Raw genomic sequence first — 25,760 nt, forward strand, 5'->3', positions numbered from 1 at the left:
TTGGCCTCTATTTCGTAATAATTGTCCCGGCATCATGTGCCAATAAATTCTTCACGTTATCAAGGGAAGTGATGATGGCCTTACTATCAGGACGATTATTAACGTATTCGATTGCGGCTTGAATCTTAGGAAGCATGCTGCCTTTAGCGAATTGATCGTCTTTGATGTAATCTTCTAATTCAGCGACTGAGACGTTGGTTAATTTCTTTTGATCTGGCTTGTTGAAGTTAACATAGACGTTATCCACAGCTGTTAAAATAATTAACATGTCTGCGCCCACTAATTCCGCTAATTTTTCTGAAGCGAAATCCTTATCAATTACGGCTTCAACGCCGCGAAGCTTGTTACCATCTTTAGCAACTGGCACACCGCCGCCACCGGCTGAAATCGTGATCACGTTACCTTCAACTAATTTTTGAATAACGGGTGCTTCTTGAATCCCGATTGGCCGTGGTGAAGGGACTACCCGCCGCCAGCCACGCCCGGCATCTTCAACAAAATGTGCTCCTGGATTGATACTTTGTTGTTTCTTAGCTTCTGCTTCGGTATAGAAAGGCCCGATTGGTTTTGTTGGGTTTTGGAAAGCTTCATCTTTAGCATCAACAATCGTTTGAGTTACGATTGTGGCAACATCTAAAGCCAAGCCTTCTTCTGCTAAAACTTCGTTAAAGGCATTTTGCATCCAGTAACCAATTTCGCCTTGTGACATTGCACCGACCGTATCTAATGGCATTGCTGGTGTTTTTTCAGAATCGCTAGCCGCTTGTTGAATCAACAAGTTACCGACTTGAGGCCCATTACCATGCGAAATAATGAGTTGGTCGCCTTGTTTTACGAAGGCAACTAATTGTTTAACCGTTTCCTTAACGGCTTTGATTTGAGCGCTTGCTGAGGCATCAGTTGATAAAATAGCATTCCCACCTAATGCAACGACGATTTTACGTTTTGTCATAATCCTGTCCTACTTTCTGTTAATTAATTGTGGTTTCAATTAAAAAAGGAGCCGGGACAAAACAAAGTTTTGTTTTCCAGCCCCTTTCTACAATCTAGTTATGCTTGAGGTATGAATAAGTTGCCTAATGTTGCTGCCATGATTGCTTTGATTGAGTGCATTCTGTTTTCAGCTTCTTCAAATTGACGCGCATATTTGCTTCTGAATGCTTCGTCAGTAATTTCCATTTCTTGAATACCGAATTGTTCGTCAATCTTCTTGCCATATTCAGTTTCAATATCATGGAAAGCTGGTAAACAGTGCATGATAATCATGTTTTCGTTACCGGTCTTCTTAACCATGTCCATGTTAATTTGGTATGGTTTCAACAAGTTAACTCGTTCTTCAAACTTATCTTCTTCACCCATTGAAACCCAAACGTCTGTGTATAAAACATCTGAGCCTTTAACACCAGCGTCAACGTCTGAAGTAATCATGTTCTTGCTGCCTGTTTCTTTAGCGTAACCTTCAGCTAAATCACGGACTTCTTGTGTTGGTTGTAATGAGTCTGGGGCAACGATGTGGATATTAACACCTAACATTGAACCTGTTACTAACAAGCTGTTAGCCATGTTGTTACGGCCATCACCAACATAAGTTAATGTCACACCTTTTAACTTGCCGAAGTTTTCTTTAACCGTCATAAAATCAGCGATCATTTGTGTTGGATGCCATTCGTCAGTTAAACCATTCCATACAGGAACACCTGAATATTTAGCTAAGTCTTCAACCACTTTTTGGCTAAAGCCACGGAATTCAATGCCATCAAACATGCTTCCTAATACTTTGGCTGTATCTTCAACTGATTCTTTTTTACCAAGTTGAATATCATTTTTACCTAAGAATTCTGGGTGAGCCCCTAAGTCAATGGCAGCTGTTGTAAAAGCAGCACGCGTTCTGGTTGAATTTTTTTCAAATAGTAAGGCAATGTTCTTACCTTCTAGATAGTGATGTGGAATCCCTTTTTTCTTTAAATCCTTCAAATGTAATGAGAAATCGATTAAGTATTCGAGTTCTGATTTAGTAAAATCTTTTTCTGCTAATAAACTTCTGCCTTGAAATACGCTGTTTGTCATGTTAATCAACCTCGTTTTTTATTGTTTATTTTTTTAAGTCTTCTCTTACAAGTGGCATACTCATACAACGTGGACCCCCACGACCGCGTGATAATTCACTTGATGGGACTTCGATCACTTTAATGCCGTATTGACGTAAGTTTTCGTTTGAAACATAGTTGCGATCATAAGTGACAACAACGCCAGGTGCGATTGCTAATGTGTTAGAACCGTCATTCCATTGTTCACGAGGGGCAACAACTGCATCGCCACCACCACATGGGATTAAGGTTAATTCAGGCACTTCCAAAGCATCCCGGAGGACTTTTTCAAGATCTGTTTGATGTGTAATCTTGATTTCGTCGTTATTGCCTGGTTCTAAGATATAAGTATCAACCATGCCGCCAGCACCTTGGATGCCTGGATGAATGGTGAACTTATCATAATCAATCATGGTGAAGACTGTGTCTAAATGCATCATGGCATGATTATGTGGAATCTTAATTGCTAAGATTTTTTCAAAGCCACTGTGGTTAGCGAATAATACCTTGGCAAGTTCTTCAATTGATTGTGCGGATGTCCGTTGTGAAATCCCAATTGCAAGCACTTTATCGCTCAAGATTAATTCGTCGCCGCCTTCCATGCGATCGATGTGATCGCGGTCGCGCCAAACTTGTGCGCCTTGGTTAGCAAAACGAGGATGATGTTGCATAATAACTTCCATGAACATTGATTCTCTTTGCCGAGCTTCAAAAGTCATTTTATTAATTGTTAAGCCATCCCCCATTGATGCGGCAGGATCGCGTGTGAAGTATAGGTTAGGCATTGGATCCATATAGAATGGATAGTCATCATCAGCACTAACGTCAATCAATGCCTTTGATTTAATATCGATTTCGTTGGTCCGAACCCCAGCCATGATTTTTTCAACCATGTCTAACGTTGCCATACTGATTAAGTAGTCTTTTAAGGCTGCTTGCACTTGTGGTGATTTGATGTGTGATTCGTTCAACATCTTATCAAGGAAAGCTTCCTTAACGTCACCAGCATCGATTGCTTCGGCAGCGAGGTTTTCTAAGTAAAGCACTTCAACACCATTGTCACGTAATGTTTGTGCAAATTGATCGTGTTCTTTTTGGATTGTTGGTAAATAAGGAATATCATCAAACAATAAACGATACATAATGTCAGGTGTAATGTTTTCGACTTCTTTACCTGGCCGTTTTAGTAAGACCGTCTTAAGTTTTCCGATTTCGGAATTTACATGAATTGGACTTGTCATTTAAAACTACCTCCTTTGTTTACAAGACCTACTATAGTCGCGGCAGTAATCGCTTTCAGGGGGATTCTTACACTTTTAATGTTAGCAATTTCACGTTTTATAACCAGAATCCTATCGCATCAATTGATAACGCTTACTTTAAAAACATAAAAAAAAACTAAGATACCTGAGTATCTTAGTTTCGTTTGGACAATTTAATTTTAAACTTTATTTTAAAACGAGTTGGTAAGCAAAGCGTTTAGGTGACGGATCATCAGCAATCAAGATATCGCCACAGTAAGTAAAGCCCGCCTTTTGAATGACGTGTTGCATGGCTAAATTATCGGGATGCGTATCGATTCTAACATCGTGCGCGCCGTCAATACTGGCGGCCGTAATTAATAATGTCATAAACTGATGGGCCAAATGTTGGCCGCGAACTGAACCATCTAAGGCCATCCGGTGAATTGAATAATAGGGATGACTAGAAGCAACCGGTTGCCAGTCACCATTAGTGATTGCACTGTAGCCGTCATCAACTGTATCGACAATTGAGGCGACGCCAACAATCGTATCATCCTTAATTAAGATATAACAATATTCTTGGCGAATATCATTTTCAAACTGACTTTCACTAGGATCGCCAGCTTGCCACTGGTTAACACCCCGTTCTTTTAACGCGGCTTTAGCACCATCGATAATTGCTGAAATTCGTGGTAAATCAGAAAAAGCGGCTTTTCTTAAATACATCAATGCTCACACCTCGATTACATAATTTATTTAACAAACATGGCATCGCCAAAGCTAAAGAAACGATAACGTTCATCAACAGCATGTTGATAAGCGTTTAAGATGTTTTCGCGGCCGGTAAATGAAGCCACTAACATGACTAAGGTTGATTTTGGTAAATGGAAGTTCGTGATAAAAGCATCAACGGCTTTCCATTGGTAACCAGGTTTGATGAAGATTTCTGTCCAACCACTGTCGGCTTTGATTTCGCCATCAAACTTCGTTGCGATTGTTTCTAATGTCCGAATGCTGGTTGTCCCAGTCGCCACAATCCGACCACCATTTTGTTTGACTTCGTTCAACGTTGCAGCAGCTTCTTCTGTTAAACGATAAAATTCGCTGTGCATCTTATGATCTTCAACATTGTCTTCTGAAACAGGGCGGAAAGTCCCTAGACCAACGTGCAACGTTAAGTAAACCAACTTGATGCCTTTATCTTGCACCTTTTGTAAAAGTTCTTCTGTCCAGTGGAAGCCGGCTGTTGGTGCAGCGGCTGAACCTGGTTCCTTAGCATAAACTGTTTGATACATTTCTGGATCATCTAGTTTTTCCTTGATGTATGGTGGCAATGGCATTTCGCCTAAAGCTTCTAGAATTTGCATGAAGATCCCGTCGTATTTAAATTCGATCATCCGACCACCATGTTCAAGTTCCTTAGTGACAATGGCTCGTAATTGGCCATCACCAAAGACCACTTCGGTCCCCACTTTAGCCCGTTTAGCAGGCTTCATTAAAACTTCCCATTCATCGTCATGCGTATTGTTTAATAACAAGACTTCTTCATGACCACCAGTATCAGGTTTAACACCGTATAAACGTGCTGGTAAAACACGTGTATTGTTCATGACAACTGCATCGCCAGGGTTTAATTCGTCAATAATATCGTAGAAAACCTTGTCTTCTAAAGCGCCAGTTTCGTGATCCATCACTAATAAACGTGATGCTGCTCTTTCAATCATTGGTGTTTGTGCAATTAATTCTTCTGGTAAATTGTAATCAAAATCTTCTGTGGATACCATGTGGTTACCTCTTTCTATTTTTCTGGATAAGGCATGCCTAAATGGGCATAACCGGCCGGCGTTACCATCCGACCTCTTTGCGTTCGTTTTAAAAAGCCAATTTGAAGTAAATATGGCTCGTAAACTTCTTCAATTGTTTCGTTTTCTTCACCGATATTGGCGGCAATGGTTTTTAAACCGACTGGTCCGCCTTGATAATAATCAATCATCATCTGGAGGATTTTGCGATCGACACCGTCTAAACCCCGAATATCAACTTGCAACTGACTTAATGCGTGATCAGCAATCGCCTGATCAATCGTATTTTGGTCAGCCACTTGTGCGTAATCTCGAGTTCGTTTCAACAACCGATTGGCAATCCGCGGCGTCCCTCGCGAGCGACGTGCGATTTCTAACGCACCATCTGGCACAATCGACATATTAAAGACGCCGGCTGAGCGTTGCACAATGTCCATCAAATCAGCTTCCGTGTAATAAGCCATGTGTTCCACAATCCCGAAACGATCCCGCAGTGGTGCGGACAATAAGCCGGCCCGCGTCGTCGCGCCAATCAATGTGAATGGTGGTAATGGAAAATGGACGGGATGTGCGGTGGGGCCTTGACCAACCACAATATCGATGTAGAAATCTTCCATCGCTGAATAAAGTAATTCTTCAACCATCTTAGGTAAGCGATGAATTTCATCAATAAATAAGACATCCCCGGGTTGTAATTCGTTTAATAACGCCACTAAATCCCCAGGCCGCTCGATTGCAGGGCCACTCGTCGTTCGAATCTGGACTTGCAACTCGTTAGCAATCACCATCGCTAACGTCGTTTTCCCTAAACCTGGTGGGCCATAGAGTAAAACGTGATCGAGGGACTCTTCCCGTTTTTTGGCCGCTTCAATATAGACCGCTAACTCATTTTTAACCCGATCTTGACCGATATATTGTGCAAGGACTTGTGGCCGCAATGTTTTTTCAATACTTGCTTCAGCAAAATCATCGTTTTCGGCTGAAACAATTCGCTCATCTGCCATTTAAAGTCCTCCTTATTTCTTCATCAATAACCGCAAACCTTCTCTGAGATACTGATCAGTTGTTTGCGCTGCAAAATCAGTTAACTTAGGCGTAATCGCTTTGACTTCCCGTGCGGAATAGCCAAGCGCACTCAAGGCTGCTAGCGCGTCACTTAATTCAGGTGAATCGCCTTGGCTGCCTAAATCAATTGCCGTTTGACCGACTAACGTTGCGCTTTGTTCTAGATCGCCTAACTTACCTTTAAGGTCTAGGGCAATCTGTTGGGCCGTCTTCTTCCCGACACCTGGGAACTTCGTTAAGTACCCAATATCATCGTTCATAATCGCTTGAATTAAACCAGAATGGTCGCTGTTGGCCAAAATTGCCAAGGCACTCTTGGGACCAATCCCGGAAACACTGATTAATTTTTGGAAAAGTTGTTTTTCATCTAAGTCATAAAAACCAAAAAGCGTAATATCAGTATCGCGTACCGCTTGGTGGACATATATTTGAACCACTTCACTCATTGATTCTATATAGCGATATGGATTAGCAACTTGTAATTGGTAGCCAATTCCTTGAACTTCCAAAACAACATAATACGGATTAACCGCCGTCACTAAACCTTTTAAATATTCATACATAATTTAACCTACTTTACGAGAACATATATTTGCTTGCTAAATTGTACCATAAATACAGAGTGTGATTCAAAGCGATTTGGCTGCGAGCATTTGCTTAGTATCGTGAATAAACGACCCCGTCGATTGTTTGCGATGCGGCGCAAAGCACAACAGCCAGCTTTGAAGAACACGTTTCAAATTAAGGTGTGATTCAAAGCGATTTGGCTAAGAGTGCTCTTCACACCGTGGAACTTCCGAGCATTTGCTTAACTTGGCGAATTAACGATGCAATCGTTGATTTGACAAGTGTCGGCAAAGCACAGGAAGTTGGTGTGAAGAGCACGTTTCACCAAAATTGGGATCAGTCCCGTCCTACTCGGTCCCAATCCCAATGATTAATATTCTCGTATTTTTGGTGGTTGATAAGTCGCAATAAACATCGCCATTTCAGTTAAAGAATCTGTAAACAAGTATTTTTCGAAATCAACTTGCGTTAAAAAGCCTTCTTCAACCATGTGCGCTAAGAATTGTTGCAATAAATCATAATACCCCGCTACGTTGTAGAAAATGCAGGGGCCATCTTGCTGGCCAATTCGCGCCCACGAAATCACTTCGCTCATTTCTTCTAACGTGCCTGGTCCACCTGGTAAGGCAATGAAGACGTCGGCCAATTCAATCATTTTTGATTTCCGTTCGGCCATACTATCAACCATCACCAAATCGCTTAAGCCAGCATGCGCTGGTTCGCGTTGGTTTAAGAATTCAGGCATCACACCGACTACCTTGCCACCATTTTCTAAAACGGTATCGGCAATCGTACCCATCAAGCCAACCCGACTCCCACCATAAATTAATTGATCTTGTCGTTTGACTAACCAATGACCTAAATCGCTGGCGGCTTGCGTATAAACCGGACGACGGCCACTGCTAGCCCCACAATAAACTGCTACATTTATCATTTTTAATTCCTCTTAATCCTGCAACATTCTTACAACAGTGCTGACTGGTAAGCCAACCACGTTGTAAAAGTCGCCATTAATTTTCTTAATTAACAGTGCCCCCGCGCCTTGAATCCCATAAGCGCCGGCCTTATCCGCATATTCATTTCGATCTAAATATTGTTCAATCTCGGCGATGCTTAAATGCCAAAATGTGACGTCGGTTTGGACGACTTTTTGTTGCACCTGACCGTCTTTCAACAACCACAGTCCAGTATAAACTTGATGTGTCTGACCACTCAATTGGCGTAACATTTCATAAGCATCTTGGCGATCCTTAGGTTTGCCATAAAGCGTCCCTTGAAAACTGATTGTCGTATCCGCCGCTAAAATGGTCGCCGTTGGATATTGAACGGCAATTGCTTCCCCTTTGCGTTGCGCCAGGGTTTGGACATAATCATCCGGTGTTGTTAGCGGTGTTTCGTGTTCATCAATCTGTGCTGGTTGTACCTCAAAGTCATTAACGACGCGCTTTAATAATGCCTGTCTGCGCGGTGATTGCGATGCTAAAATAAACATTATTCGCCCTCCCAACTATGATGTGGTTCTTGAATCCGTTTAAACATCTTTTCCAAATCTTTTTGCGTATAGTGAATCAAAACCGGGCGTCCATGCGGACAATTAAACGGATTTTCGGTCTTCGCTAAATCAGCCAGAAGCGCTTTAGCCTGGGCATCATCTAAATGATGGTGTGCCTTGATTGATTGCTTACAGCTCATCATAATTGCCGTCTTCTCACGAAATTGGGCAATACTAATGCGGCCGTCTTTTAAAACATCGTCAATCATCCCACGAATCGTCATTTCCTCTTGTCCTTGTTCAATCCAAGTTGGGTGACTGTGGACCACAAAACTATTCTGACCAAAATTTTCTAATTGAATTCCAACTGAGGCTAAAAGTTCAGTTTTTTCCTGAATCTTTAGCGCATCACTATTCGGATATTCCAAAACAAGCGGTACTAACAAGTTTTGCACAGAGGTGCTGACTTCCCCAATTTTTTCTCGGTAATATTCGTACTTAATCCGTTCTTGCGCAGCGTGTTGATCCAAGATATAAAAGCCATCTTCACCTTCCGCTAATAAGAAAGTACTATGCAGTTGCCCAATGTAGCGTAACTCTGGAAAACGAACAGTGGGTTCGGCTACGGTTTCATCACTTTCGTCCGTTTCGTCTACCACTTGGTCACCAAACGGCTTCCCAACTGCTTCTGTCGCATACTTCTGATCCCACTTAGCCAATGCCTGGGGTTGCTCAAATAAGGGCCGCTCCGGTGTCATCGCCGGTGTTTTAATAATTGGTGAGGCTAACGGCGTTTCAGTTTCCGCAATTGCTGGTGTCCCCGGTTTGTCCGTTGGCGTGGGCATTGGACTGACTGGTCGTACCGTACCGCTTGGGTGCCGTCGTTCTTGTGTAATTTGGTTTAAATTCATCTGGAGCTGATCAACATCTACCGTCTTGGTCCGTTTCAAATTTTGCATGGCATCTGGAATTAAATTCTCGGTTGCCAGTCTTTCTTTGATTGCACCTTCAATCAAGGTCATCAAGGCAGCTTCTTTACTCAACCGAACTTCCTGTTTCGTTGGATGCACGTTGACATCGATCAATAGCGGATCCATCTCAATCGCTAAGACGGCGATTGGATAGCGGCCAACCATCAATTTAGAGCCGTAGCCCTTGATGATGGCCTTATTCAATTGGTAGTTTTTAATAAACCGACCATTGATTAAAATCGACAAATAATTACGCGTTGCCCGTGTTAATTCCGGCAGCGACACATAGCCTGTTAGTTTAAAATCTAAATCCGAAGCACTCACGGCCAAAAGTTTCTTCGCCATGGTGACGCCATAAATACCGGCGATCGTTTGTTTCAAATCATTGTTGCCAGCCGTTTTTAAAAGTAGATGATCATCATTGGTTAGCGTAAAGGCAATCTGTGGATGACTCATTGCTAATCGATTGACGATATCGACAATGTTTGCCAATTCGGTCTGAAAAGTCTTCACGTATTTCAATCGTGCCGGTGTATTAAAGAATAAATCCCGCACCGTAATCGCTGTCCCCGGTCGAATCGGATTTGTTTTTTGTTCTTCTAACAGACCACCCTTAAAATGAGCAAAGGTTCCTAGAGAGTCTGCGGTTGCCGTTTCAATCGTTAAATCGGAAACGGACGCGATACTAGCTAACGCTTCTCCCCGAAACCCTAACGATTGAATCTTGAACAAATCTTGCCGAGTCGCAATCTTACTGGTGGCATGCCGTTTAAAGGCGACTGGCACATCTTCTGGCTCAATCCCGTCACCGTTATCGATCACTTGAATCATCTGTAAACCGGCCTGTTCAACAACGATATCGACTTGCGTACTATTAGCATCAATCGCGTTTTCAACTAATTCCTTGACCACTGAGGCGGGGCGTTCAATCACTTCCCCCGCCGCAATTTGATTACTTAGAATTTCCGACAGTTCATGAATTTTCCCCATCATCTAATCCTCTCAGTTCACTATTAATGTTTATTTAATTGCTTTTGCCACTCATATAATTGATTGAGGGCTTCTAGTGGTGTGGCGCTCATCAAATCAAAATTCTTAATTGCCGCTACCACTTTATCTGTTTTCTTATCGACCGGAGCCGCCACTTCTGGTTCAAAAAGCGCCATCTGTTCTTCGACAGCCGCTACAGCCGGTTGTGCTGGCGCCACTGTTGCTGGTTGCACCGGTGCCTTTGGTTTATCTTCTAATTGACCTAAAATAACATCGGCCCGTTGTAATAAGGTTTCTGGCATGCCCGCTAGTTTAGCGACATGAATCCCGTAAGACTTATCCGCAGGTCCGGCCAACATCTTGTGTAAGAAGACCAACTCGCCGTTTTCCTCAACCGCACCAACGTGCACGTTACGGAGGGCGGTCAACGTATCAGCTAAAGCCGTCAATTCATGATAATGCGTTGAAAAGAGCGTCTTAGCGTGGACGTGATCATGAATATATTCGATAATCGCTTGTGCCAAGGCCATTCCATCATAAGTGGCCGTTCCCCGACCAATTTCATCGAAGAGAATTAAACTATTGGCGGTCGCACTCATAATCGCACGGTTAGCTTCCATCATTTCTACCATAAACGTACTTTGCCCTGAAATCAAATCATCTGCCGCGCCAATGCGGGTAAAGATTTGATCAAATACAGGCAAGTTCGCTGACTTGGCAGGTACAAAACAACCCATTTGCGCCATGATGACCGTTAAGGCTAATTGCCGCATGTAGGTACTTTTACCAGACATATTAGGCCCGGTAATTAACAACATATCCGTTTCTTTGCCCATTTGAACAGCATTCGGGATATATTTTTGGCGTCCCAATACCTTTTCAACCACCGGATGACGGCCATCGACTAAATCAATTTCGCGACTATCAGTTCTTAGTGTTGGTTGGACATAGTGGTAGCTTTCGCTGACGACCGCAAAACTTTGCAAGACATCTAGGGCAGCTACGCCTTTAGCCAATGTTTGGAGGCGTTCAATTTGTAACTTCACTTGTTCCCGAACTTGGGTAAACAACTCGTATTCTAGAGCGGTTGAGCGTTCTTCCGCCTCTAAAATTAGTTGTTCTTTTTCTTTTAATTCCGGTGTGATGAATCGTTCGGCGTTGGTTAACGTTTGTTTCCGTTCATACCGCCCTTCCGGTAATGAACTCAAGTTAGCCCGCGTGACTTCGATATAATACCCAAAGACGCGGTTAAAGCCGATTTTCAAATTATGAATGCCCGTGGCTTCTCGTTCTTGTGCCTCTAATTGCGCCAACCACTGCTTGCCGTTAGACATCGCATTGCGGTATTGATCGAGTTGTTCATCGTAACCATCTTGAATAATCCCACCATCAGTCACTGAAATCGGTGAGTCCGGATTAATCGCTGTTTCAATTAACGTCCGCACATCATCAACTGGATCTAAACGCGTTAACGCTTGATCAAAAGCCTGCGTTTCATTAATGCCCGTCAAAACATCTTTAATCCTTGGAATCTGTTCTAAGGATGTTTTTAACTGAATCAAATCGCGCCCATTAACGCTCCCAAAAGCAACGCGGCCCGCTAGACGTTCCAAATCATAAACCTTGGTTAGGGCTTCTTGAAGGTTCGTCCGTTCAAAATAATGCTGTAAGAAACTGGCGACTTGGTTTTGCCGATTCTTAATCTGGTTTAAATCCAATAGTGGTCGTTCCAACCATTGTTTTAATAAACGACCACCCATCGCAGTCTTTGTTTCATCTAATAACCACAATAACGTCCCACTCTTATGACCAGTTCGTAATGAAGCCGTTAATTCGAGGTTCATCTTAGCCGAATGATCCAACTTCAAGTATTGAGAAGGTTCATAGGCTTGGGCGCGTTGTAAATGGCCCAAGTGCCGCTTTTGCGTCGTTGCTAAATAAACAACTAACTGTTTAATGACGGCTAACGCTAGTGGTTGTGAGATGTTTTGAGAAACAAAACTGACCTCCGCCGTATCGGCCCCCTCATCTTGATAAGAAACCAAAATTTGTTGTTGGACAAAGGCTTGGACCACTTCGCTTGGGACATCATGATTCACAACCACTTCTTTGGTTTGTAAACTCAACATTTCGTTTAATAACACATCTAAACTACTGATTTGGCTGACTTTCATTTCACCTGTGGATAAATCCGTATAGGCAAAGCCAAACTGATCGTCTTGTGCAACCACTGCCGTTAAATAATTATTTTGTTTAGCGTGACCGGCTTTTTCGTCCATCACAGTCCCAGGTGTTACTAATTGGACAACTTCGCGTTTCACCATGCCCTTAGCCGTTTTGGGATCTTCCATCTGTTCACAAATGGCAACCTTATAGCCTTGATCCACTAAAATATCAATATAGTTTTGCGCCGCATGATGGGGCACCCCACACATTGGAATGGGGTCTGCTGCATTCTTATTGCGCGCTGTCAGCGTTAATTCTAAAAGTTGTGATGCTTTAACGGCATCGTCATTGAATAATTCGTAAAAATCACCCAATCTATAAAATAAAAAGGCGTCTGGATATTGATCCTTAACCTTTTGATATTGGGCCATCATTGGCGTTTCTTTTGTTTTTTGCGGCATTTTCAAGCCCCTTTCTATCTCTTAAAAGCGTGATCCGAATGGATGATCTGGTGAAATATGGATGGGTTTGATTGATTTAGCATGACCCGTTTGATCATCAATTTCAATTAAACAACCATTTAATTGACCAGGACCTTCTGTCACTAGTTCAAATCGTTCTGGGCGTTGCGTCATAAACCGTGAAATGATTTTTTCGCGTTTCACCCCAAGAATCCCGTTATAAGGACCTGTCATTCCGGCATCCGTTAACACTGCCGTTCCGTCCGGTAAGACACGCGCATCGTTTGTTTGCACATGCGTATGCGTTCCGACTAACGCTGAAATCCGACCATCTAAATACCAAGCTAAGGCCAATTTTTCACTCGTTGTTTCGGCATGAAAATCGACAAAAATACAATTGGTTTCCTTGCTGACTTGGGCCACCATGTCATCTAACATTGCAAATGGATCTTCCAACAATTCGCCCATCAATGCACGACCTTGTAAGTTAATGACGGCTAATTTAGCCTGATTGACGTTAATCATCGTCATGCCTTGACCCGGCGTTCCCTTAGGAAAATTAGCTGGTCGCACTAACTTTTTGGCATCATCGATGAAGTCCAAAATATCCCGTTTATTCCAAGTATGATTGCCCATCGTAATGGCATCCGCACCGGCTTGCAATAAGTTCTTGTAATCCTTTTGTGTCATTCCCTTGCCATCAGCGATGTTTTCGCCATTGATAATGGTAACCTGTGGTTTATATTGTTGTTTCAAAAGTGGTAAATACTCGTTCACCATTTTTTGTCCCATTGTGCCAACTGTGTCACCAATAAATAATATTCGCATGTCGCGCCCCTTAATGTTGTCTACTAACTTTAATAGCTTCTATTGTAGCAATTTTTACCATGAATAAAAAGTTCTGGCCAGTGCTTAATGAAACAAAAAAACTTGCACTAAACTAAAACAGTCTAGGGCAAGTTTTTTGTTAATGCTCAGTTGCTAACCGCAACCAAAAGCACTGCTAGTGTTTCAAGTGGTAACTGTATGTTGAGATAATGATGTTTTCACGGCTGGCAAAAGCTGTTCTTAAGCGTAAACTTGATTGGTTATGCAAAATGTTTTGCCATGGTTTTCTTGGCACAAATTGTGGTACCAAGACCGTTGTCGTGAAGTTTCGTTTTTGGGCATTCTTGCTAACAATATCCACAAAACGAACAATTGGTTTTTGAATTGAACGGTATGATGAATGCACATCGACAAAGCGGACGTTCGGGAAATCTTCCTTAAATTCAGCTTGGATTTCACGTTCTTTTTCCGGATTTTCATCTGTCGAAACGTGCATTGCAATGACGTAATCACCGATTGATTGTGCGTAATCAAGCGCCCCGCGGGTAACCTGAGTCACGTTGCTGACCAAGACAATGACGGTTGAGCCATCATAGTCATGTAAGACAGCTTCGTTGGCACTTACTCGTAATTGACGTGCAACCTTCTTATAGTGATCATGAATCTTATAAAAAATCCAGATCATAATTGGCATGATGATGAAGAATGGCCAGATATCAGGTAAACGATAAACGAATAAGATAATTAAAATGGCAAATGAAATCAAGGCACCAACAAAGTTAGCGATTGATTTGCCAAACCAATTCTTAGGCCGTTCAACCCACCACTTACGCAACATCCCTGATTGAGAAAGCGTAAATGGAATGAACACCCCAACGGCGTATAACGGAATCAAACGTGATGTGTCACCGTTAAAGATGAAGATCAACGCCATTGAACCGATTGCCAATGTGATAATCCCGTTTGAATAACCCAAACGATCGCCACGATCCATATACATATGTGGCATATATTTATCTTTTGCTAAGTTATAAGCCAACACTGGGAATGCTGAGAAACCAGTATTAGCGGCAACGGCTAAAATGAAGGCCGTTGCGAATTGAACGATATAGAAGAAGAACCCTTTACCAAAAGTATGTTGTGCAACTTGTGATAAGACCGTTACTTTTTCCATTGGCACAATGCCGTACCAGTAGTTCAAGAATGTGATGCCGGCAAAGAAGAACCCTAAGATAGCAGCCATGATTGCCAATGTTTCAGCAGCATTTGTGGCCCGTGGTTTCTTGAAGAACGGTACCGCATTACTGATTGCTTCAACCCCGGTCAATGAAGATGAACCAGATGAGAAAGCTCTAAAGATCAATGCCATTGAAATCCCTGGTACAACGGCCCCAACTGTTGCTGTTGCGTGGAATGGAATCGCACCTGTGAAAATTTTGTAACATCCGACGATAATCATCAAGGTCATCATCAAGACGAATAAGTAAACTGGCACCATTAAGAACGACGCCGATTCGCGCATCCCCCGGAGGTTCATCGCCATTAAAATAATCACGATGACAAAGGAAATCCCCACCTGGTGCCCGTACATTGCCGGAATCGCCGAGGTAATCGCCTCAGCACCGGCCGAAATACTAACCGCAACTGTTAACATGTAATCCACAAGCAGTGAACCACCTGCGACTAAACCCGCATTCTTACCCAAGTTTTCACTTGAAACGACATAGGCGCCACCACCACCTGGATAGGCGTGGATAACTTGCCGATAAGAAAGGGTTAAAGAAATCAATAACACCAATACGAACGCTGCAATTGGAATTGAATACCAAATTGCTGCTGCAGAAAGCGTCGTTAAAACAACAACGATTTCTTCGGTCCCGTATGCAACTGATGATAAAGCATCAGAAGACAACATTGCCAGGGCCTTAAAGCGCCCTAATTTCTGGTTACCTTCATCGGAAGACTTTAGTGGTTTCCCGATGAAAATCCGTTTTAGTTGTTGCATTGCAATATAACTCCTTTAATTAATCGTATTTCTATACATAAAAAGCCCTCATGTGATAATCGCCTGTTACCATTTCACACGGTGACTTTTGAATATAATATCCTACTTAAAAATAATTGCTGTTTTTTCGAACAAAAGGTATTCTACTATATCTGACACTAAAATACTACAAGAATTTAACTTAGGTACCTATCTATTCTAACCATCATTGACCGTTAGTTATAGCGTCAATTAGCTAAATAAAATCTATTTCGACGGGCGCCTTGCATTCATTATAAGCTAAAAAATGATAATAACCAGCGTTAATTTTGAAAACGACAGCAAAAAAGGCCATCCCCAGCAAAATGCTGGGGATGGCCTTGGTTGGACGTACTGCTTTAACGTGTTTTTTGGTTGCAACAACCTCCGCTTAATCTAAAATTGGCAGTAATCCTAAGCCCAAGATTACTGCCAATTTTGTATTAATGCTCAGTTGCTACCGCAACCAAACGCACTTCTTTTTTAACGTGCTCCTCGAGTAGCCTTTTCCGGTTAACTGCAAAATGGGCATTATAGCAAGAATCGCCATAATGCCCATTTTACTGTTAATCCTCAAAGCCTGACCAACTCGAGTCACACTTCTTTACTTAACGTGCTCTTCGAGCAGCCTTTTCCGGTTAACTGCAAAATGGGCATTATGGCAAGAATCGCCATAATGCCCATTTTACTGTTAATCCTCAAAGCCTAATCAGCTCGAGTCACACTTCTTTTATTACATCATGCCGCCCATTGCTGATGGGTCCATGCCTGCTGCTGGTGCTGGGTTGTCTTCTGGTTTGTCAGCAACCACTGCTTCAGTTGTTAACATTAGAGCAGCAACACTAGCTGCGTTTTGTAATGCTGAGCGTGTTACCTTAGTTGGATCTAAGATACCCGCTTCAATCATATTTTCCCAGTTGCCGTTTGCTGCATTGTAGCCAACTTCAACAGGTTGTGATTTTACTTTTTCAACAATGACTGAGCCTTCAAGACCAGCGTTTGTTGCGATTTGACGAACAGGTTCTTCTAATGCACGAAGCACAATGTTAATCCCTGTTTGAACGTCGCCTTCTTCTTCAAGAGCGGCAACACTTTCGATGACATCGATTAATGCTGTCCCACCACCGGCAACGTAGCCTTCTTCAACAGCTGCACGCGTTGCATTTAAGGCATCTTCAATCCGATATTTTTGTTCTTTCAATTCTGTTTCTGTGGCAGCACCAACCTTGATCACTGCAACACCACCAGCTAATTTAGCTAAGCGTTCTTGTAATTTTTCACGGTCAAAGTCTGATGTTGTTTCAGCAATTTGTTTCTTGATGTTTTCAACACGTTCTGCGATAGCTGATTTGCTACCAGCACCTTCAACGATTGTTGTATCATCTTTTGTAACAGTTACCTTACCAGCTGTCCCTAATTGATCGATTGTTGTTTCTTTCAATTCTAGACCAAGGTCACTTGTAATCACTGTGGCACCTGTTAATGTCGCGATGTCTTCTAATTGTTCCTTACGACGATCACCAAAACCAGGGGCCTTAACAGCAACCACGTTGAATGTCCCACGAATCTTGTTCAAGACAAGTGTTGGTAATGCTTCGCCATCAACATCATCAGCAATGATTAATAAGGCTTTACCTTCTTGCACAATTGATTGTAGAAGTGGTAAAACATCTTGAATATTTGAAATCTTCTTATCTGTAATCAAAATGTATGGGTTGTCTAAGTCAGCTTCCATCTTGTCGTTGTCAGTCACCATGTATTGTGACAAGTAACCACGATCAAATTGCATCCCTTCAACAACGCTTAATTCAGTATCAATCCCTTTTGATTCTTCAACTGTGATGACACCGTCGTTACCCACTTTTTCCATGGCATCGGCAATTAAACGACCCGTTTCTTCGTTAGCTGATGAAACAGCAGCAACTTGGGCAATCGCATCTTTGCTTTCAACTTTGTGTGAAATTTCGTGTAACTTCTTAACAGCTTCTTTAGTAGCTAATTCAATCCCACGACGGATACCAACTGGGTTAGCACCGGCTGTCACATTCTTCATCCCTTCGCGAATAATGGCTTGGGCTAAAACAGTAGCGGTTGTTGTACCGTCACCGGCGATGTCGTTCGTTTTTGAAGCAACTTCAGAAACTAATTTGGCACCCATATTTTCAAAATGATCTTCTAATTCGATTGCTTTAGCGATTGTCACACCATCGTTAGTGATTTCTGGTGAACCGTAAGCTTTTTCCAAAACAACGTTGCGGCCTTTTGGTCCTAATGTTGTCTTAACAGTGTTAGCTAATTGATCAACACCTGCTAACATTTTTGAACGTGCGTCTTCTGAAAATTTAAGTTCTTTTGCCATAGTTATTTCACCTCAAAAAAATTTTTTAGTTTGTTTTTAAACGTTTCAGTTTATTATTCAATAATGGCGATAATGTCTTTTGCGTGTAATACCAAATATTGTTGGCCTTCATATTCAACTTCTGAGCCAGCATATTTATCGTAAATGACTTCATCATTTTCTTTGACATCAAGTGGGATTCGCTGACCGTCACTGGTCATTGCGCCGGCACCAACGGCAACGACTTTACCAGTTTGTGGTTTTTGTTTGGCGTTACTTGCAATGACAATGCCACCTACTGTTTGTTCTGCTTCGTCTTTAACGGCGATCACTACGCGATCTTCTAATGGTTTTAACACTTAAAATCCCTCCATCACTTTTTCTTTTTTAGCACTCTAAACACTCAAGTGCTAATCACATTTTTTATCATAGCATTTTTTCAGAACATTGCAAGTATTTTGCTATCCCCTTTTGCATTTTAGTAGTCAATGCGCTACGCTATGGTCACATCAACTTTCAGGAGCGTAATCATGACTCAAAGCCAACAAAATTTTAGGCTGATTATCAGCTATCTCATCATTTTATTAATCCCGAGTGCCCTCGTCCGCTTTTTCGGGTTGTCAGATCAATTCTATTTATTCACCACAATCACGGACAGCCTCGGCGCACTTTTATTACTCTATTTTAATTATCGGGGCCCAAAAAATAATCTTGAGAAACACCCCTTACCGCTTAAGAAAGCCATCATCTGGGGCATTAGTGGTATTTTACTCGCGTTAATCGTCCAAATTATCGCTGGTTCAATTGATCATCTACTCTTTAAAAATAGTACGCAATCACTCAATACGCTCACTCTCATGACGGCCCTCAAAGCCCAACCGTGGTTGATCATTATTCTAACGATTGCTGCGCCAACAATGGAAGAACTCGTTTTTCGAAAGGCGATTTTTGGCGGTCTTAGCAGCCGCTTAAATTCGGTATTAGCCGCACTCATCTCTAGTTTATTATTTGCCGTGATTCATCAAGACAGTCATCTAATTATCTACGCGGCAATCGGCCTTTTCCTTTGTTGGCTGTATCGCAAAACGGGTTCCATTTATACAACGATTATCAGTCATGCGGGAATGAATCTCGTCGTAACCCTCTTTTATCTCAGTCATTAAAAAAATAGAGCCCATCAACCGACATCACTGCTGGTTAATGAGGCTCTATTTATTTTGGTGCTTCTTCTGTATTATAATTATCAAGGAAATAAATTAACGTTTGTAACTCTTTCGCTAAATCAACATTTTGAATCCGAATGGTATTCGGTACAGAAATCCGAATTGGGGTAAAGTTCATGATGCCCTTAATCCCCGCGTCAACTAGTTGATCCGTTACTTTTTGAGCGACTTCAATTGGGACCGTCAAGATGACGATTTCAATTTGTTGCAGCTTCAATTGTTCAACCATTTCGTCCATTGAATAAACCGGCACACCTGTTTGGATTGTGCCAATTAATTCAGGTTTAACATCAAAAGCAGCGCTAATCCGAATATTATTCGTTTGTCTAAAGTTGTAATTTAACAAAGCATGCCCTAAATTACCGATACCAATCAAAGCAACATTCGTTAAGCGATCTTGATTCAACGTCTTCTTGAAGAAACTCAAGAGAGACTCAACATCATAGCCATAACCCCGTTTACCGAGCGCACCGAAATATGAAAAATCACGGCGAATTGTCGCACTATCGACTTTAACAGCTTCAGATAGTTCAGTTGACGAAATCTTGGTCTTACCCGAATTGTTTAAAAAGTTTAGATAACGATAATATAAAGGTAAACGCTTCGCTGTGGCTCTTGGAATTTTATTTTCAGCCATTTGGAACCTCCGTTCATTCTTTTACTTGTGAAAATATCCCTACACTATATTGAAATGATACTGAATTTTCTTGTGAAAAGCAATTAATTTACTATTTTGACTGTCTTTGCCCTAAATCTGTTATGATAGTTGAAACGGACTTTAACGATTCCTTAAAATGGTACCTTAAAAACACGACATCGAAAGGATTTTACATTGTGATATTATTACAGGTTCAACAAGTCGCCCGTCACTTTGGCGGTGACTACTTATTTAAAAATGCACAATTGGAAGTGCAAGATCACGCCCGCGTCGCCTTAGTTGGCCCTAACGGTGCTGGTAAATCAACACTTTTGAAGATGATTGCTGGCATTACGACACCCGATGATGGTCAAATTATTCTGGGTAAAAATGTCCAAGTTGGCTACTTAGCCCAAGATAGCGGTCTTAGTTCTGAACGGAACATCTATGACGAAATGCTAACGATTTTCGAAGGGCTCCGCCAAATGGAAGCTCAGATGCATACGTTAGAACAAGCAATTGCCGATCCAGATGCTAATCGTTCAGATGAGGACTACCAAGCCCTCTTAAAACAATACGATCAGATTCAACACGACTTTTCTGAAGCAAACGGGTATGGTTACGAAGCCGAAATTCGTGGTGTATTGCACGGTTTCCAATTCCCAGAAGAAACTTTCACCAAACCAATCAGCACGCTATCTGGTGGCGAACGGTCCCGCTTAGCACTTGCTAAGCTATTACTTGAGAAAAAAGACGTCTTAATCTTGGATGAACCAACTAACCATTTGGACATTCAAACCTTAACCTGGCTTGAAAATTATCTTCAAACCTATCCCGGCGCACTTTTAACCGTTTCTCATGACCGCTACTTCTTAGACAAGATTACTAAAGAAGTTTACGATATGAGTCGCCACACACTAACGCACTACACCGGCAATTACAGTCACTTCTTGACGCAAAAATCAGCCAACCTATCACTCGAATGGAAGGCTTATGAAAAACAACAAGCCGAAATCGAGAAGCTACAAACATTCGTCGACAAAAACTTAGTTCGAGCCAGCACGACTAAGCAAGCCCAAAGCCGCCGCCGGCAACTTGAAAAGATGGATAAGTTAGAACGCCCAACCAACGACGCGTCTAAAATCCACTTCCATTTTGATATCGATCAACCAAGTGGTAACGAAGTCTTGCAAGTCGTTGACGCAGCTGTTGGTTACTCAGCCGACAAAGTAATGGTCGAACCCATTAACTTTGAAGTCAACAAGCAAGAACGCTTAGCGATTATCGGACCTAATGGGATTGGTAAATCAACACTTTTAAAGAGTATCCTTCATCAAATTCCATTCTTAAAAGGTCACGAACGTGTTGGTAGCAATGTTTCTATCGGTTATTATGACCAAGAACAACGCAACCTCCACGCTAACAAAACGGTTCTTAATGAATTATGGGATGAACATCGCACCACCCCTGAAAAAGAAATCCGCACACTTTTGGGCAGCTTCTTATTCACCGGTGACGATGTTTTGAAAGTCGTCTCACAATTAAGTGGTGGCGAAAAAGCACGACTACTACTGACTAAATTAGCCATGAACCATGATAATTTCTTGATCATGGATGAACCGACTAACCATTTAGACATCGATAGTAAGGAAGTTTTAGAACAAGCCTTACGCGAATTCGATGGTACCGTCCTCTTCATCTCCCATGACCGGTATTTTATCAACCAAGTGGCAACCGGCATCATTGAACTGTCAACCACCACTGGCAGCAAGCGCTACTTAGGCGATTACGACTACTATCTCGCTAAAAAAGCTGAGGAAGAAGCCTTCGCACAAGCCGCTGAAGTGCCAGTTGAAGTCAGTGATCAACCTGTTACTGCTCAAGATAATTATAAAGCCAGCAAGGAAACACAACGGGCACAACGGAAGTTAGAACGGGAAGTCGCTGCTTTAGAAGAACAAATGGCAACACTCGAAGAACAAGCAACTGCCATTCAAGAAAAAATGACGCAAGCCGATATCATCACTAAACCATTGGTCTTGCAGGAATTACAACAAGATTTAGAAAAAGTGCAAGCAGACCTTGCCCAAACAGAAGCTGATTGGGAAGAACAAGCGATGGCACTCGAAGAATTGACTAATTAAAAACCAGAAAAAGCGCGTATCCTACGATACGCGCTTTTTCTAGCCAACAATTTGTTTGCCAAATGGGCTCAATGATAAGCTTGCTAATTTAAAATGTTGATGGGCAAATGGGATGCCGACAATTGTAATTGTTAATAACAAGCCCCAGAAAATATGGTTAGCCCATAAAATGAAGCCTCCAAAGATAAACCAGACAATATTTAATAAAAAGGAGCCCGCACCACCGCTCGAAACAACTCGTGCATTAAATGGCATTAACGTCAGACCACCAATTTTGAAACATTGTAAGCCAACTGGAATCCCCACGATTGTGACACACCACACTAAGCCGGCTAAAAACCAACCAACTGCACTCACTAAGCCACCGAAAATCCACCAAATAATTGTGCCTAAAAGACTCATTAGCTTCTCCTCCTCTACTCTTTTCTCCGATTATACAGACTTGTCTAACCCTAATCAAAAAGCCCGCCTAATTACTTAGGTGGGCTTTGTTTTAAATCATTAACCGATTAGTGCTAACGCTTGTTTCAAGACGGTTTCGCCATCCATCATCCCGTAGGCTTTCATATCGATCACTTCAACACCAATGCCTTTAGGTGCCAATTTTTCTTTAAATTGACCTTCCATAAAGCGTACTTGAGGGCCTAATAAGACGCAATCAATTTTTTTGTTTTCTAATTGGTTATCTGCATCTGATGCGCCAGTTGCGAAGATTTCTGCATCGACACCTTGTGCTTCTGCTGCCTTTTGCATTTTTGAAACGAGCAAGCTGGTTGACATACCTGCTGCACAACATAACATGATTGTTTTTTCTGCCATAGTAATTACCCCTTAATTTTTTTAGATTGAAATGAAAGAATTGTACAGAAAGTGAAATGAAGCGTTTTCATCACTGCTGTAAATTCAGTATAAGCGCTTTCTAAATAATTGTCAATTAATGTTATTTTTTAATTTAAATAATTGCTGATTCCCCTTTACTGACTATTTGTTAATAAATTAACTAATAACTAGTGTTATTTTATATTGATTTTTTTAACCTGACTTTTCCTGTCAACTATGGTTAAATGGCTTTTAGACACTTTTTTTCGGAGGCAACATGTTTAAATTTAAATCACTTTATCTATTTGGTTATGGTCTCATTCTGAGCGCCATCGTCGGTATCTTGCTCGGCCTTTTTTACAGCTTGCAAAGTACCCTAATTGAAATTTTCTGGCAAAAAGCAACCTTTGGTGGCCTCTTAGACGCCATTATGCTGGTGGTGGTGGGCCTAGTCATTATTATTTCACGACACTATTTTGGGCCCCTCCCACAAAATTTGGGGGTCATTAAGGCTGATCTCAAACAAGCGGGCACTGCTAATTATCGCTATGTCCTCTTACAAATGCTGATTCCAGCTGTTATTTTAGTCAGTGGAACAAGTCTGGGCCCTGAAGCAACGTTGGTTAGCTCAACCTTCCTCTATAGTATTTGGCTTGCTGATAAGCAACGCTACGTCGCCGCGCATTTTGATGACTTACGTGTACAATCAATAGGCACGAGATTAAAAGTACTCGCGACACCGCACCGCTATCTATTGCATTATCAACAACCAACCGCCCCACTCACCAAAGTAGCAACCTATCAAAAGAAAGCCCTCATTGTCACTTATTTTTTAAACGGGACCGCATGGTTTAGCGGTGTCTTCATCTTAACTGGTCAACCGTCATTAATTATTCGGTTTGGCCAATCACACTGGCAAGGGCGCGATCTCTATTGGTTTTTACCATTAGTGCTCGGAGGTTATTTACTCGGAAAACTTTGGTTGGCCGGCATGGTGGGCTTACGCAAAATTATGCAAGCCCGCCTCACCAACGATCAGGTCCGCGTCTTAATCGGTGGTCTGGCGATTTTCTTAGCCAGCCTCTTTTTCCCACACATTCTCTTTTCCGGTCAACATAACTTTCATTTATTCACCACGATTTGGCAAGATCAATCAATGCTTTTTTTAATGAGCCGCTCCCTATTAAAACTAATTTTATTAACAATCTGTTTGAACACCGGTTGGCTTGGTGGGGATATCTTCCCGGTATTGTTTGCTTCAACCGCGCAAGGGATGGCAATCAGCCAGTTATTTCCGCAAGTTGATTCCCTCTTTGTCATTGGGTTAATTGCCATCAGTATGGGCAGTGCCATTCTTGAAGCCCCACTGGTAGCTGGATTGATTATGGTTATTTTATTCTTACCGCCTAATCTCTTTTGGGTTGGTATTATTGCTACTGGCATCGTCTTAGGCTTAGAAAAATACCGTCAACATCATCAAGCACGCCGTGAGCAGCACCAAAGCCAAGGTGCGCGACTACATCAAAGAGAAGCCTAAACAAAAAGGGGGCTGGGACAAAATTTACTTTTGTCCCAGCCCCCTTTTTTGTTATCTAAATATTGATGGTCTAAACGTGTTCTATAAGTCATATCCCTCCGGTTAACCCTGAATCTCAAACGATTGCTTACAGCAATCATTCGCCATTCTGTGTTAATCCTCAGGACATACCCGACTTATGATACACACTCTTTTTTAAACGTGTTCTATAAGTCATATCCTTCCGGTTAACCCTGAATCTCAAACGATTGCTTGCAGCAATCATTCGCCATTCTGTGTTAATCCTCAGGACATCCCCGACTTATAGCACACTCTCTTTTTTACTTTTAAAGTTCGTTTTGATATGGAAAGTCCAAACTAGGGACGGCGTTTAAATCTAAATCGGCCAGCGTATTTTGCGCAAGTGCAATGTGGGCAGCAGCGCCAATCATCGCGCCGTTATCGCCACATAAGCGTAGTGGTGGCATGATTAAATCAAAATCTAATCCTGCTGATTCAATCCCAGCCGCTAAGCCTTCTCGCAAGCCTTGGTTGGCCGCAACCCCGCCGGCAACAACCAATTGTTTAACCTTTAGTGATTGTGCTGCACGAAGGGTTTTAGTGACTAATACTTCAACAACACTTGCTTGGAAGCTCGCCGCTAAGTCCGCTTGGTCCAATGTTTCACCAATTTGATCAGCATGGTGGACCGTATTGATAAAAGCACTCTTGAGACCACTAAAACTGAAGTCCAAGTTATCTTCTTTCAACATTGCACGGGGAAAATTAAATGTATCTTGACCTAAATGTGCGAGCCGATCAATTTCCTTACCAGCTGGATATGGCACACCCAATACCCGTCCAATCTTATCGTAGGCTTCGCCAGCCGCATCATCCCGTGTATCACCAATGATTTCAAACTGACCTGCAGCGGGCATATAAACTAATTCTGTGTGACCACCTGAAACCAATAGGGCTAACAAAGGGTATTCTAACGGTTTAACAAAGCGGGCCGCATAAATGTGCCCGGCCATATGATTAACCGGTACAAGTGGCAAATGATGTGCGTAGGCGATTGCTTTGGCCGCTGTGACCCCAATCAACAAAGCACCGACTAGTCCAGGACCGTAAGTGACGGCAACTGCTGTTAAATCAGCATAAGTCACACCAGCTTGTTCCAGTGCTTCTTGTGTACAAAGTGTGATTTGTTCAACATGATGGCGACTAGCGACTTCTGGGACTACCCCGCCAAAACGTTGGTGACTCTTAATCTGCGTTGCGATGACATTACTTAAGATGCGTTGGCCATTTTCAATGACCGCCACACTCGTTTCATCACAACTTGATTCAAAGGCTAAAATTAATTCTTTTTTCTCCGTCATTTTGT

Annotated in this window: 22 protein-coding genes; 3 read left to right on the top strand and 19 right to left on the bottom strand. The window is 42.1% G+C overall.

The window, feature by feature from the left end; translation table 11 throughout:
- Nucleotides 1-7: 7 nt before the first annotated feature.
- The 15 genes from arcC to groES form a co-directional block, all read right to left on the bottom strand.
- Nucleotides 8-952 (bottom strand): carbamate kinase, encoded by a 945-nt coding sequence (gene arcC / locus ACPBEH_RS05705; RefSeq protein WP_424350021.1) that lies wholly within the window; start codon nucleotides 950-952, stop codon nucleotides 8-10.
- A 98-nt stretch (nucleotides 953-1,050) separates the two neighbouring features.
- Nucleotides 1,051-2,067, bottom strand: coding sequence for an ornithine carbamoyltransferase (gene argF / locus ACPBEH_RS05710; RefSeq protein WP_011374080.1), 1,017 nt, complete (start codon nucleotides 2,065-2,067; stop codon nucleotides 1,051-1,053).
- 25 nt (nucleotides 2,068-2,092) lie between these two features.
- Entirely contained in the window at nucleotides 2,093-3,328 is a 1,236-nt protein-coding gene (gene arcA, locus ACPBEH_RS05715; protein ID WP_016264645.1) for an arginine deiminase, read from the bottom strand.
- 207 nt (nucleotides 3,329-3,535) lie between these two features.
- Entirely contained in the window at nucleotides 3,536-4,057 is a 522-nt protein-coding gene (locus tag ACPBEH_RS05720; protein WP_424350022.1) for a GNAT family N-acetyltransferase, read from the bottom strand.
- A 26-nt stretch (nucleotides 4,058-4,083) separates the two neighbouring features.
- Complete coding sequence (gene queA, locus ACPBEH_RS05725; protein WP_011374077.1) at nucleotides 4,084-5,115, bottom strand: tRNA preQ1(34) S-adenosylmethionine ribosyltransferase-isomerase QueA; 1,032 nt, start codon at nucleotides 5,113-5,115, stop codon at nucleotides 4,084-4,086.
- Between the two features lie 14 nt (nucleotides 5,116-5,129).
- A complete protein-coding gene (ruvB, locus tag ACPBEH_RS05730; RefSeq protein ID WP_011374076.1) occupies nucleotides 5,130-6,137 on the bottom strand; it encodes a Holliday junction branch migration DNA helicase RuvB in 1,008 nt (335 codons plus the stop codon).
- A gap of 12 nt (nucleotides 6,138-6,149) precedes the next feature.
- The gene (gene ruvA / locus ACPBEH_RS05735; protein WP_424350023.1) at nucleotides 6,150-6,761 is read right to left on the bottom strand and encodes a Holliday junction branch migration protein RuvA; all 612 of its coding nucleotides are present in this window, start codon (nucleotides 6,759-6,761) and stop codon (nucleotides 6,150-6,152) included.
- A 374-nt stretch (nucleotides 6,762-7,135) separates the two neighbouring features.
- Nucleotides 7,136-7,699: a TIGR00730 family Rossman fold protein gene (locus ACPBEH_RS05740; RefSeq protein WP_197704868.1), complete on the bottom strand. Its 564-nt coding sequence runs from the start codon at nucleotides 7,697-7,699 to the stop codon at nucleotides 7,136-7,138.
- A gap of 12 nt (nucleotides 7,700-7,711) precedes the next feature.
- Nucleotides 7,712-8,257, bottom strand: coding sequence for a Maf family protein (locus ACPBEH_RS05745; RefSeq protein ID WP_424350024.1), 546 nt, complete (start codon nucleotides 8,255-8,257; stop codon nucleotides 7,712-7,714).
- The gene (gene mutL, locus ACPBEH_RS05750; protein ID WP_424350025.1) at nucleotides 8,257-10,218 is read right to left on the bottom strand and encodes a DNA mismatch repair endonuclease MutL; all 1,962 of its coding nucleotides are present in this window, start codon (nucleotides 10,216-10,218) and stop codon (nucleotides 8,257-8,259) included. Before mutL ends, ACPBEH_RS05745 begins: the two co-directional genes overlap by 1 nt.
- A gap of 23 nt (nucleotides 10,219-10,241) precedes the next feature.
- Nucleotides 10,242-12,845 (bottom strand): DNA mismatch repair protein MutS, encoded by a 2,604-nt coding sequence (gene mutS, locus ACPBEH_RS05755; protein ID WP_424350026.1) that lies wholly within the window; start codon nucleotides 12,843-12,845, stop codon nucleotides 10,242-10,244.
- Between the two features lie 21 nt (nucleotides 12,846-12,866).
- Nucleotides 12,867-13,673, bottom strand: a complete 807-nt coding sequence (locus tag ACPBEH_RS05760; RefSeq protein ID WP_016264637.1) for a TIGR00282 family metallophosphoesterase — start codon at nucleotides 13,671-13,673, stop codon at nucleotides 12,867-12,869.
- Between the two features lie 175 nt (nucleotides 13,674-13,848).
- Nucleotides 13,849-15,678 (bottom strand): APC family permease, encoded by a 1,830-nt coding sequence (locus ACPBEH_RS05765; RefSeq protein WP_424350027.1) that lies wholly within the window; start codon nucleotides 15,676-15,678, stop codon nucleotides 13,849-13,851.
- A 751-nt stretch (nucleotides 15,679-16,429) separates the two neighbouring features.
- Complete coding sequence (gene groL, locus ACPBEH_RS05770) at nucleotides 16,430-18,055, bottom strand: chaperonin GroEL (RefSeq protein ID WP_035146245.1); 1,626 nt, start codon at nucleotides 18,053-18,055, stop codon at nucleotides 16,430-16,432.
- A 53-nt stretch (nucleotides 18,056-18,108) separates the two neighbouring features.
- Complete coding sequence (gene groES / locus ACPBEH_RS05775; RefSeq protein WP_011374067.1) at nucleotides 18,109-18,393, bottom strand: co-chaperone GroES; 285 nt, start codon at nucleotides 18,391-18,393, stop codon at nucleotides 18,109-18,111.
- Nucleotides 18,394-18,564: 171 nt separating this feature from the next.
- Here groES and ACPBEH_RS05780 point away from each other — a divergent pair, with 171 nt between their 5' ends.
- Nucleotides 18,565-19,197: a lysostaphin resistance A-like protein gene (locus ACPBEH_RS05780; RefSeq protein WP_424350028.1), complete on the top strand. Its 633-nt coding sequence runs from the start codon at nucleotides 18,565-18,567 to the stop codon at nucleotides 19,195-19,197.
- Nucleotides 19,198-19,246: 49 nt separating this feature from the next.
- On the opposite strand, the gene ACPBEH_RS05785 is transcribed toward ACPBEH_RS05780, so the two are convergent.
- Nucleotides 19,247-19,894 carry a redox-sensing transcriptional repressor Rex gene (locus tag ACPBEH_RS05785; protein WP_035146247.1) on the bottom strand — a complete coding sequence of 216 codons (648 nt, stop codon included), beginning with the start codon at nucleotides 19,892-19,894 and terminating at the stop codon, nucleotides 19,247-19,249.
- Between the two features lie 197 nt (nucleotides 19,895-20,091).
- Between ACPBEH_RS05785 and ACPBEH_RS05790 the strand changes: the two genes are divergently transcribed.
- Entirely contained in the window at nucleotides 20,092-22,038 is a 1,947-nt protein-coding gene (locus ACPBEH_RS05790; RefSeq protein ID WP_099713043.1) for an ABC-F family ATP-binding cassette domain-containing protein, read from the top strand.
- A gap of 39 nt (nucleotides 22,039-22,077) precedes the next feature.
- Here the strand turns inward: ACPBEH_RS05790 and ACPBEH_RS05795 are convergent, their stop codons facing one another.
- A complete protein-coding gene (locus ACPBEH_RS05795) occupies nucleotides 22,078-22,440 on the bottom strand; it encodes a YccF domain-containing protein (protein WP_011374063.1) in 363 nt (120 codons plus the stop codon).
- 99 nt (nucleotides 22,441-22,539) lie between these two features.
- Entirely contained in the window at nucleotides 22,540-22,857 is a 318-nt protein-coding gene (locus tag ACPBEH_RS05800) for a PTS sugar transporter subunit IIB (protein ID WP_025016444.1), read from the bottom strand.
- 277 nt (nucleotides 22,858-23,134) lie between these two features.
- Between ACPBEH_RS05800 and ACPBEH_RS05805 the strand changes: the two genes are divergently transcribed.
- Nucleotides 23,135-24,394: a chloride channel protein gene (locus ACPBEH_RS05805; protein ID WP_424350029.1), complete on the top strand. Its 1,260-nt coding sequence runs from the start codon at nucleotides 23,135-23,137 to the stop codon at nucleotides 24,392-24,394.
- A 326-nt stretch (nucleotides 24,395-24,720) separates the two neighbouring features.
- Here the strand turns inward: ACPBEH_RS05805 and tsaD are convergent, their stop codons facing one another.
- Nucleotides 24,721-25,755: a tRNA (adenosine(37)-N6)-threonylcarbamoyltransferase complex transferase subunit TsaD gene (gene tsaD, locus ACPBEH_RS05810; protein WP_424350030.1), complete on the bottom strand. Its 1,035-nt coding sequence runs from the start codon at nucleotides 25,753-25,755 to the stop codon at nucleotides 24,721-24,723.
- Nucleotides 25,756-25,760 lie beyond the last annotated feature (5 nt).

This window comes from Latilactobacillus parasakei (assembly GCF_049674265.1).
Taxonomy (GTDB): Bacteria; Bacillota; Bacilli; order Lactobacillales; family Lactobacillaceae; genus Latilactobacillus; species Latilactobacillus sakei.

Coding starts and splice junctions, on each gene's coding strand:
- queA (WP_011374077.1), bottom strand. CDS start 5,115: ATGGTATCCACAGAAGATTTTGATTACAATTTACCAGAAGAATTAATT.
- ACPBEH_RS05795 (WP_011374063.1), bottom strand. CDS start 22,440: ATGAGTCTTTTAGGCACAATTATTTGGTGGATTTTCGGTGGCTTAGTG.
- ACPBEH_RS05765 (WP_424350027.1), bottom strand. CDS start 15,678: ATGCAACAACTAAAACGGATTTTCATCGGGAAACCACTAAAGTCTTCC.
- ACPBEH_RS05785 (WP_035146247.1), bottom strand. CDS start 19,894: ATGGCTGAAAATAAAATTCCAAGAGCCACAGCGAAGCGTTTACCTTTA.
- ACPBEH_RS05780 (WP_424350028.1), top strand. CDS start 18,565: ATGACTCAAAGCCAACAAAATTTTAGGCTGATTATCAGCTATCTCATC.
- ACPBEH_RS05760 (WP_016264637.1), bottom strand. CDS start 13,673: ATGCGAATATTATTTATTGGTGACACAGTTGGCACAATGGGACAAAAA.
- ACPBEH_RS05800 (WP_025016444.1), bottom strand. CDS start 22,857: ATGGCAGAAAAAACAATCATGTTATGTTGTGCAGCAGGTATGTCAACC.
- ACPBEH_RS05805 (WP_424350029.1), top strand. CDS start 23,135: ATGTTTAAATTTAAATCACTTTATCTATTTGGTTATGGTCTCATTCTG.
- groL (WP_035146245.1), bottom strand. CDS start 18,055: ATGGCAAAAGAACTTAAATTTTCAGAAGACGCACGTTCAAAAATGTTA.
- ACPBEH_RS05740 (WP_197704868.1), bottom strand. CDS start 7,699: ATGATAAATGTAGCAGTTTATTGTGGGGCTAGCAGTGGCCGTCGTCCG.
- mutL (WP_424350025.1), bottom strand. CDS start 10,218: ATGGGGAAAATTCATGAACTGTCGGAAATTCTAAGTAATCAAATTGCG.
- tsaD (WP_424350030.1), bottom strand. CDS start 25,755: ATGACGGAGAAAAAAGAATTAATTTTAGCCTTTGAATCAAGTTGTGAT.
- argF (WP_011374080.1), bottom strand. CDS start 2,067: ATGACAAACAGCGTATTTCAAGGCAGAAGTTTATTAGCAGAAAAAGAT.
- arcC (WP_424350021.1), bottom strand. CDS start 952: ATGACAAAACGTAAAATCGTCGTTGCATTAGGTGGGAATGCTATTTTA.
- ACPBEH_RS05720 (WP_424350022.1), bottom strand. CDS start 4,057: ATGTATTTAAGAAAAGCCGCTTTTTCTGATTTACCACGAATTTCAGCA.
- ruvA (WP_424350023.1), bottom strand. CDS start 6,761: ATGTATGAATATTTAAAAGGTTTAGTGACGGCGGTTAATCCGTATTAT.
- mutS (WP_424350026.1), bottom strand. CDS start 12,845: ATGCCGCAAAAAACAAAAGAAACGCCAATGATGGCCCAATATCAAAAG.
- arcA (WP_016264645.1), bottom strand. CDS start 3,328: ATGACAAGTCCAATTCATGTAAATTCCGAAATCGGAAAACTTAAGACG.
- ruvB (WP_011374076.1), bottom strand. CDS start 6,137: ATGGCAGATGAGCGAATTGTTTCAGCCGAAAACGATGATTTTGCTGAA.
- ACPBEH_RS05745 (WP_424350024.1), bottom strand. CDS start 8,257: ATGTTTATTTTAGCATCGCAATCACCGCGCAGACAGGCATTATTAAAG.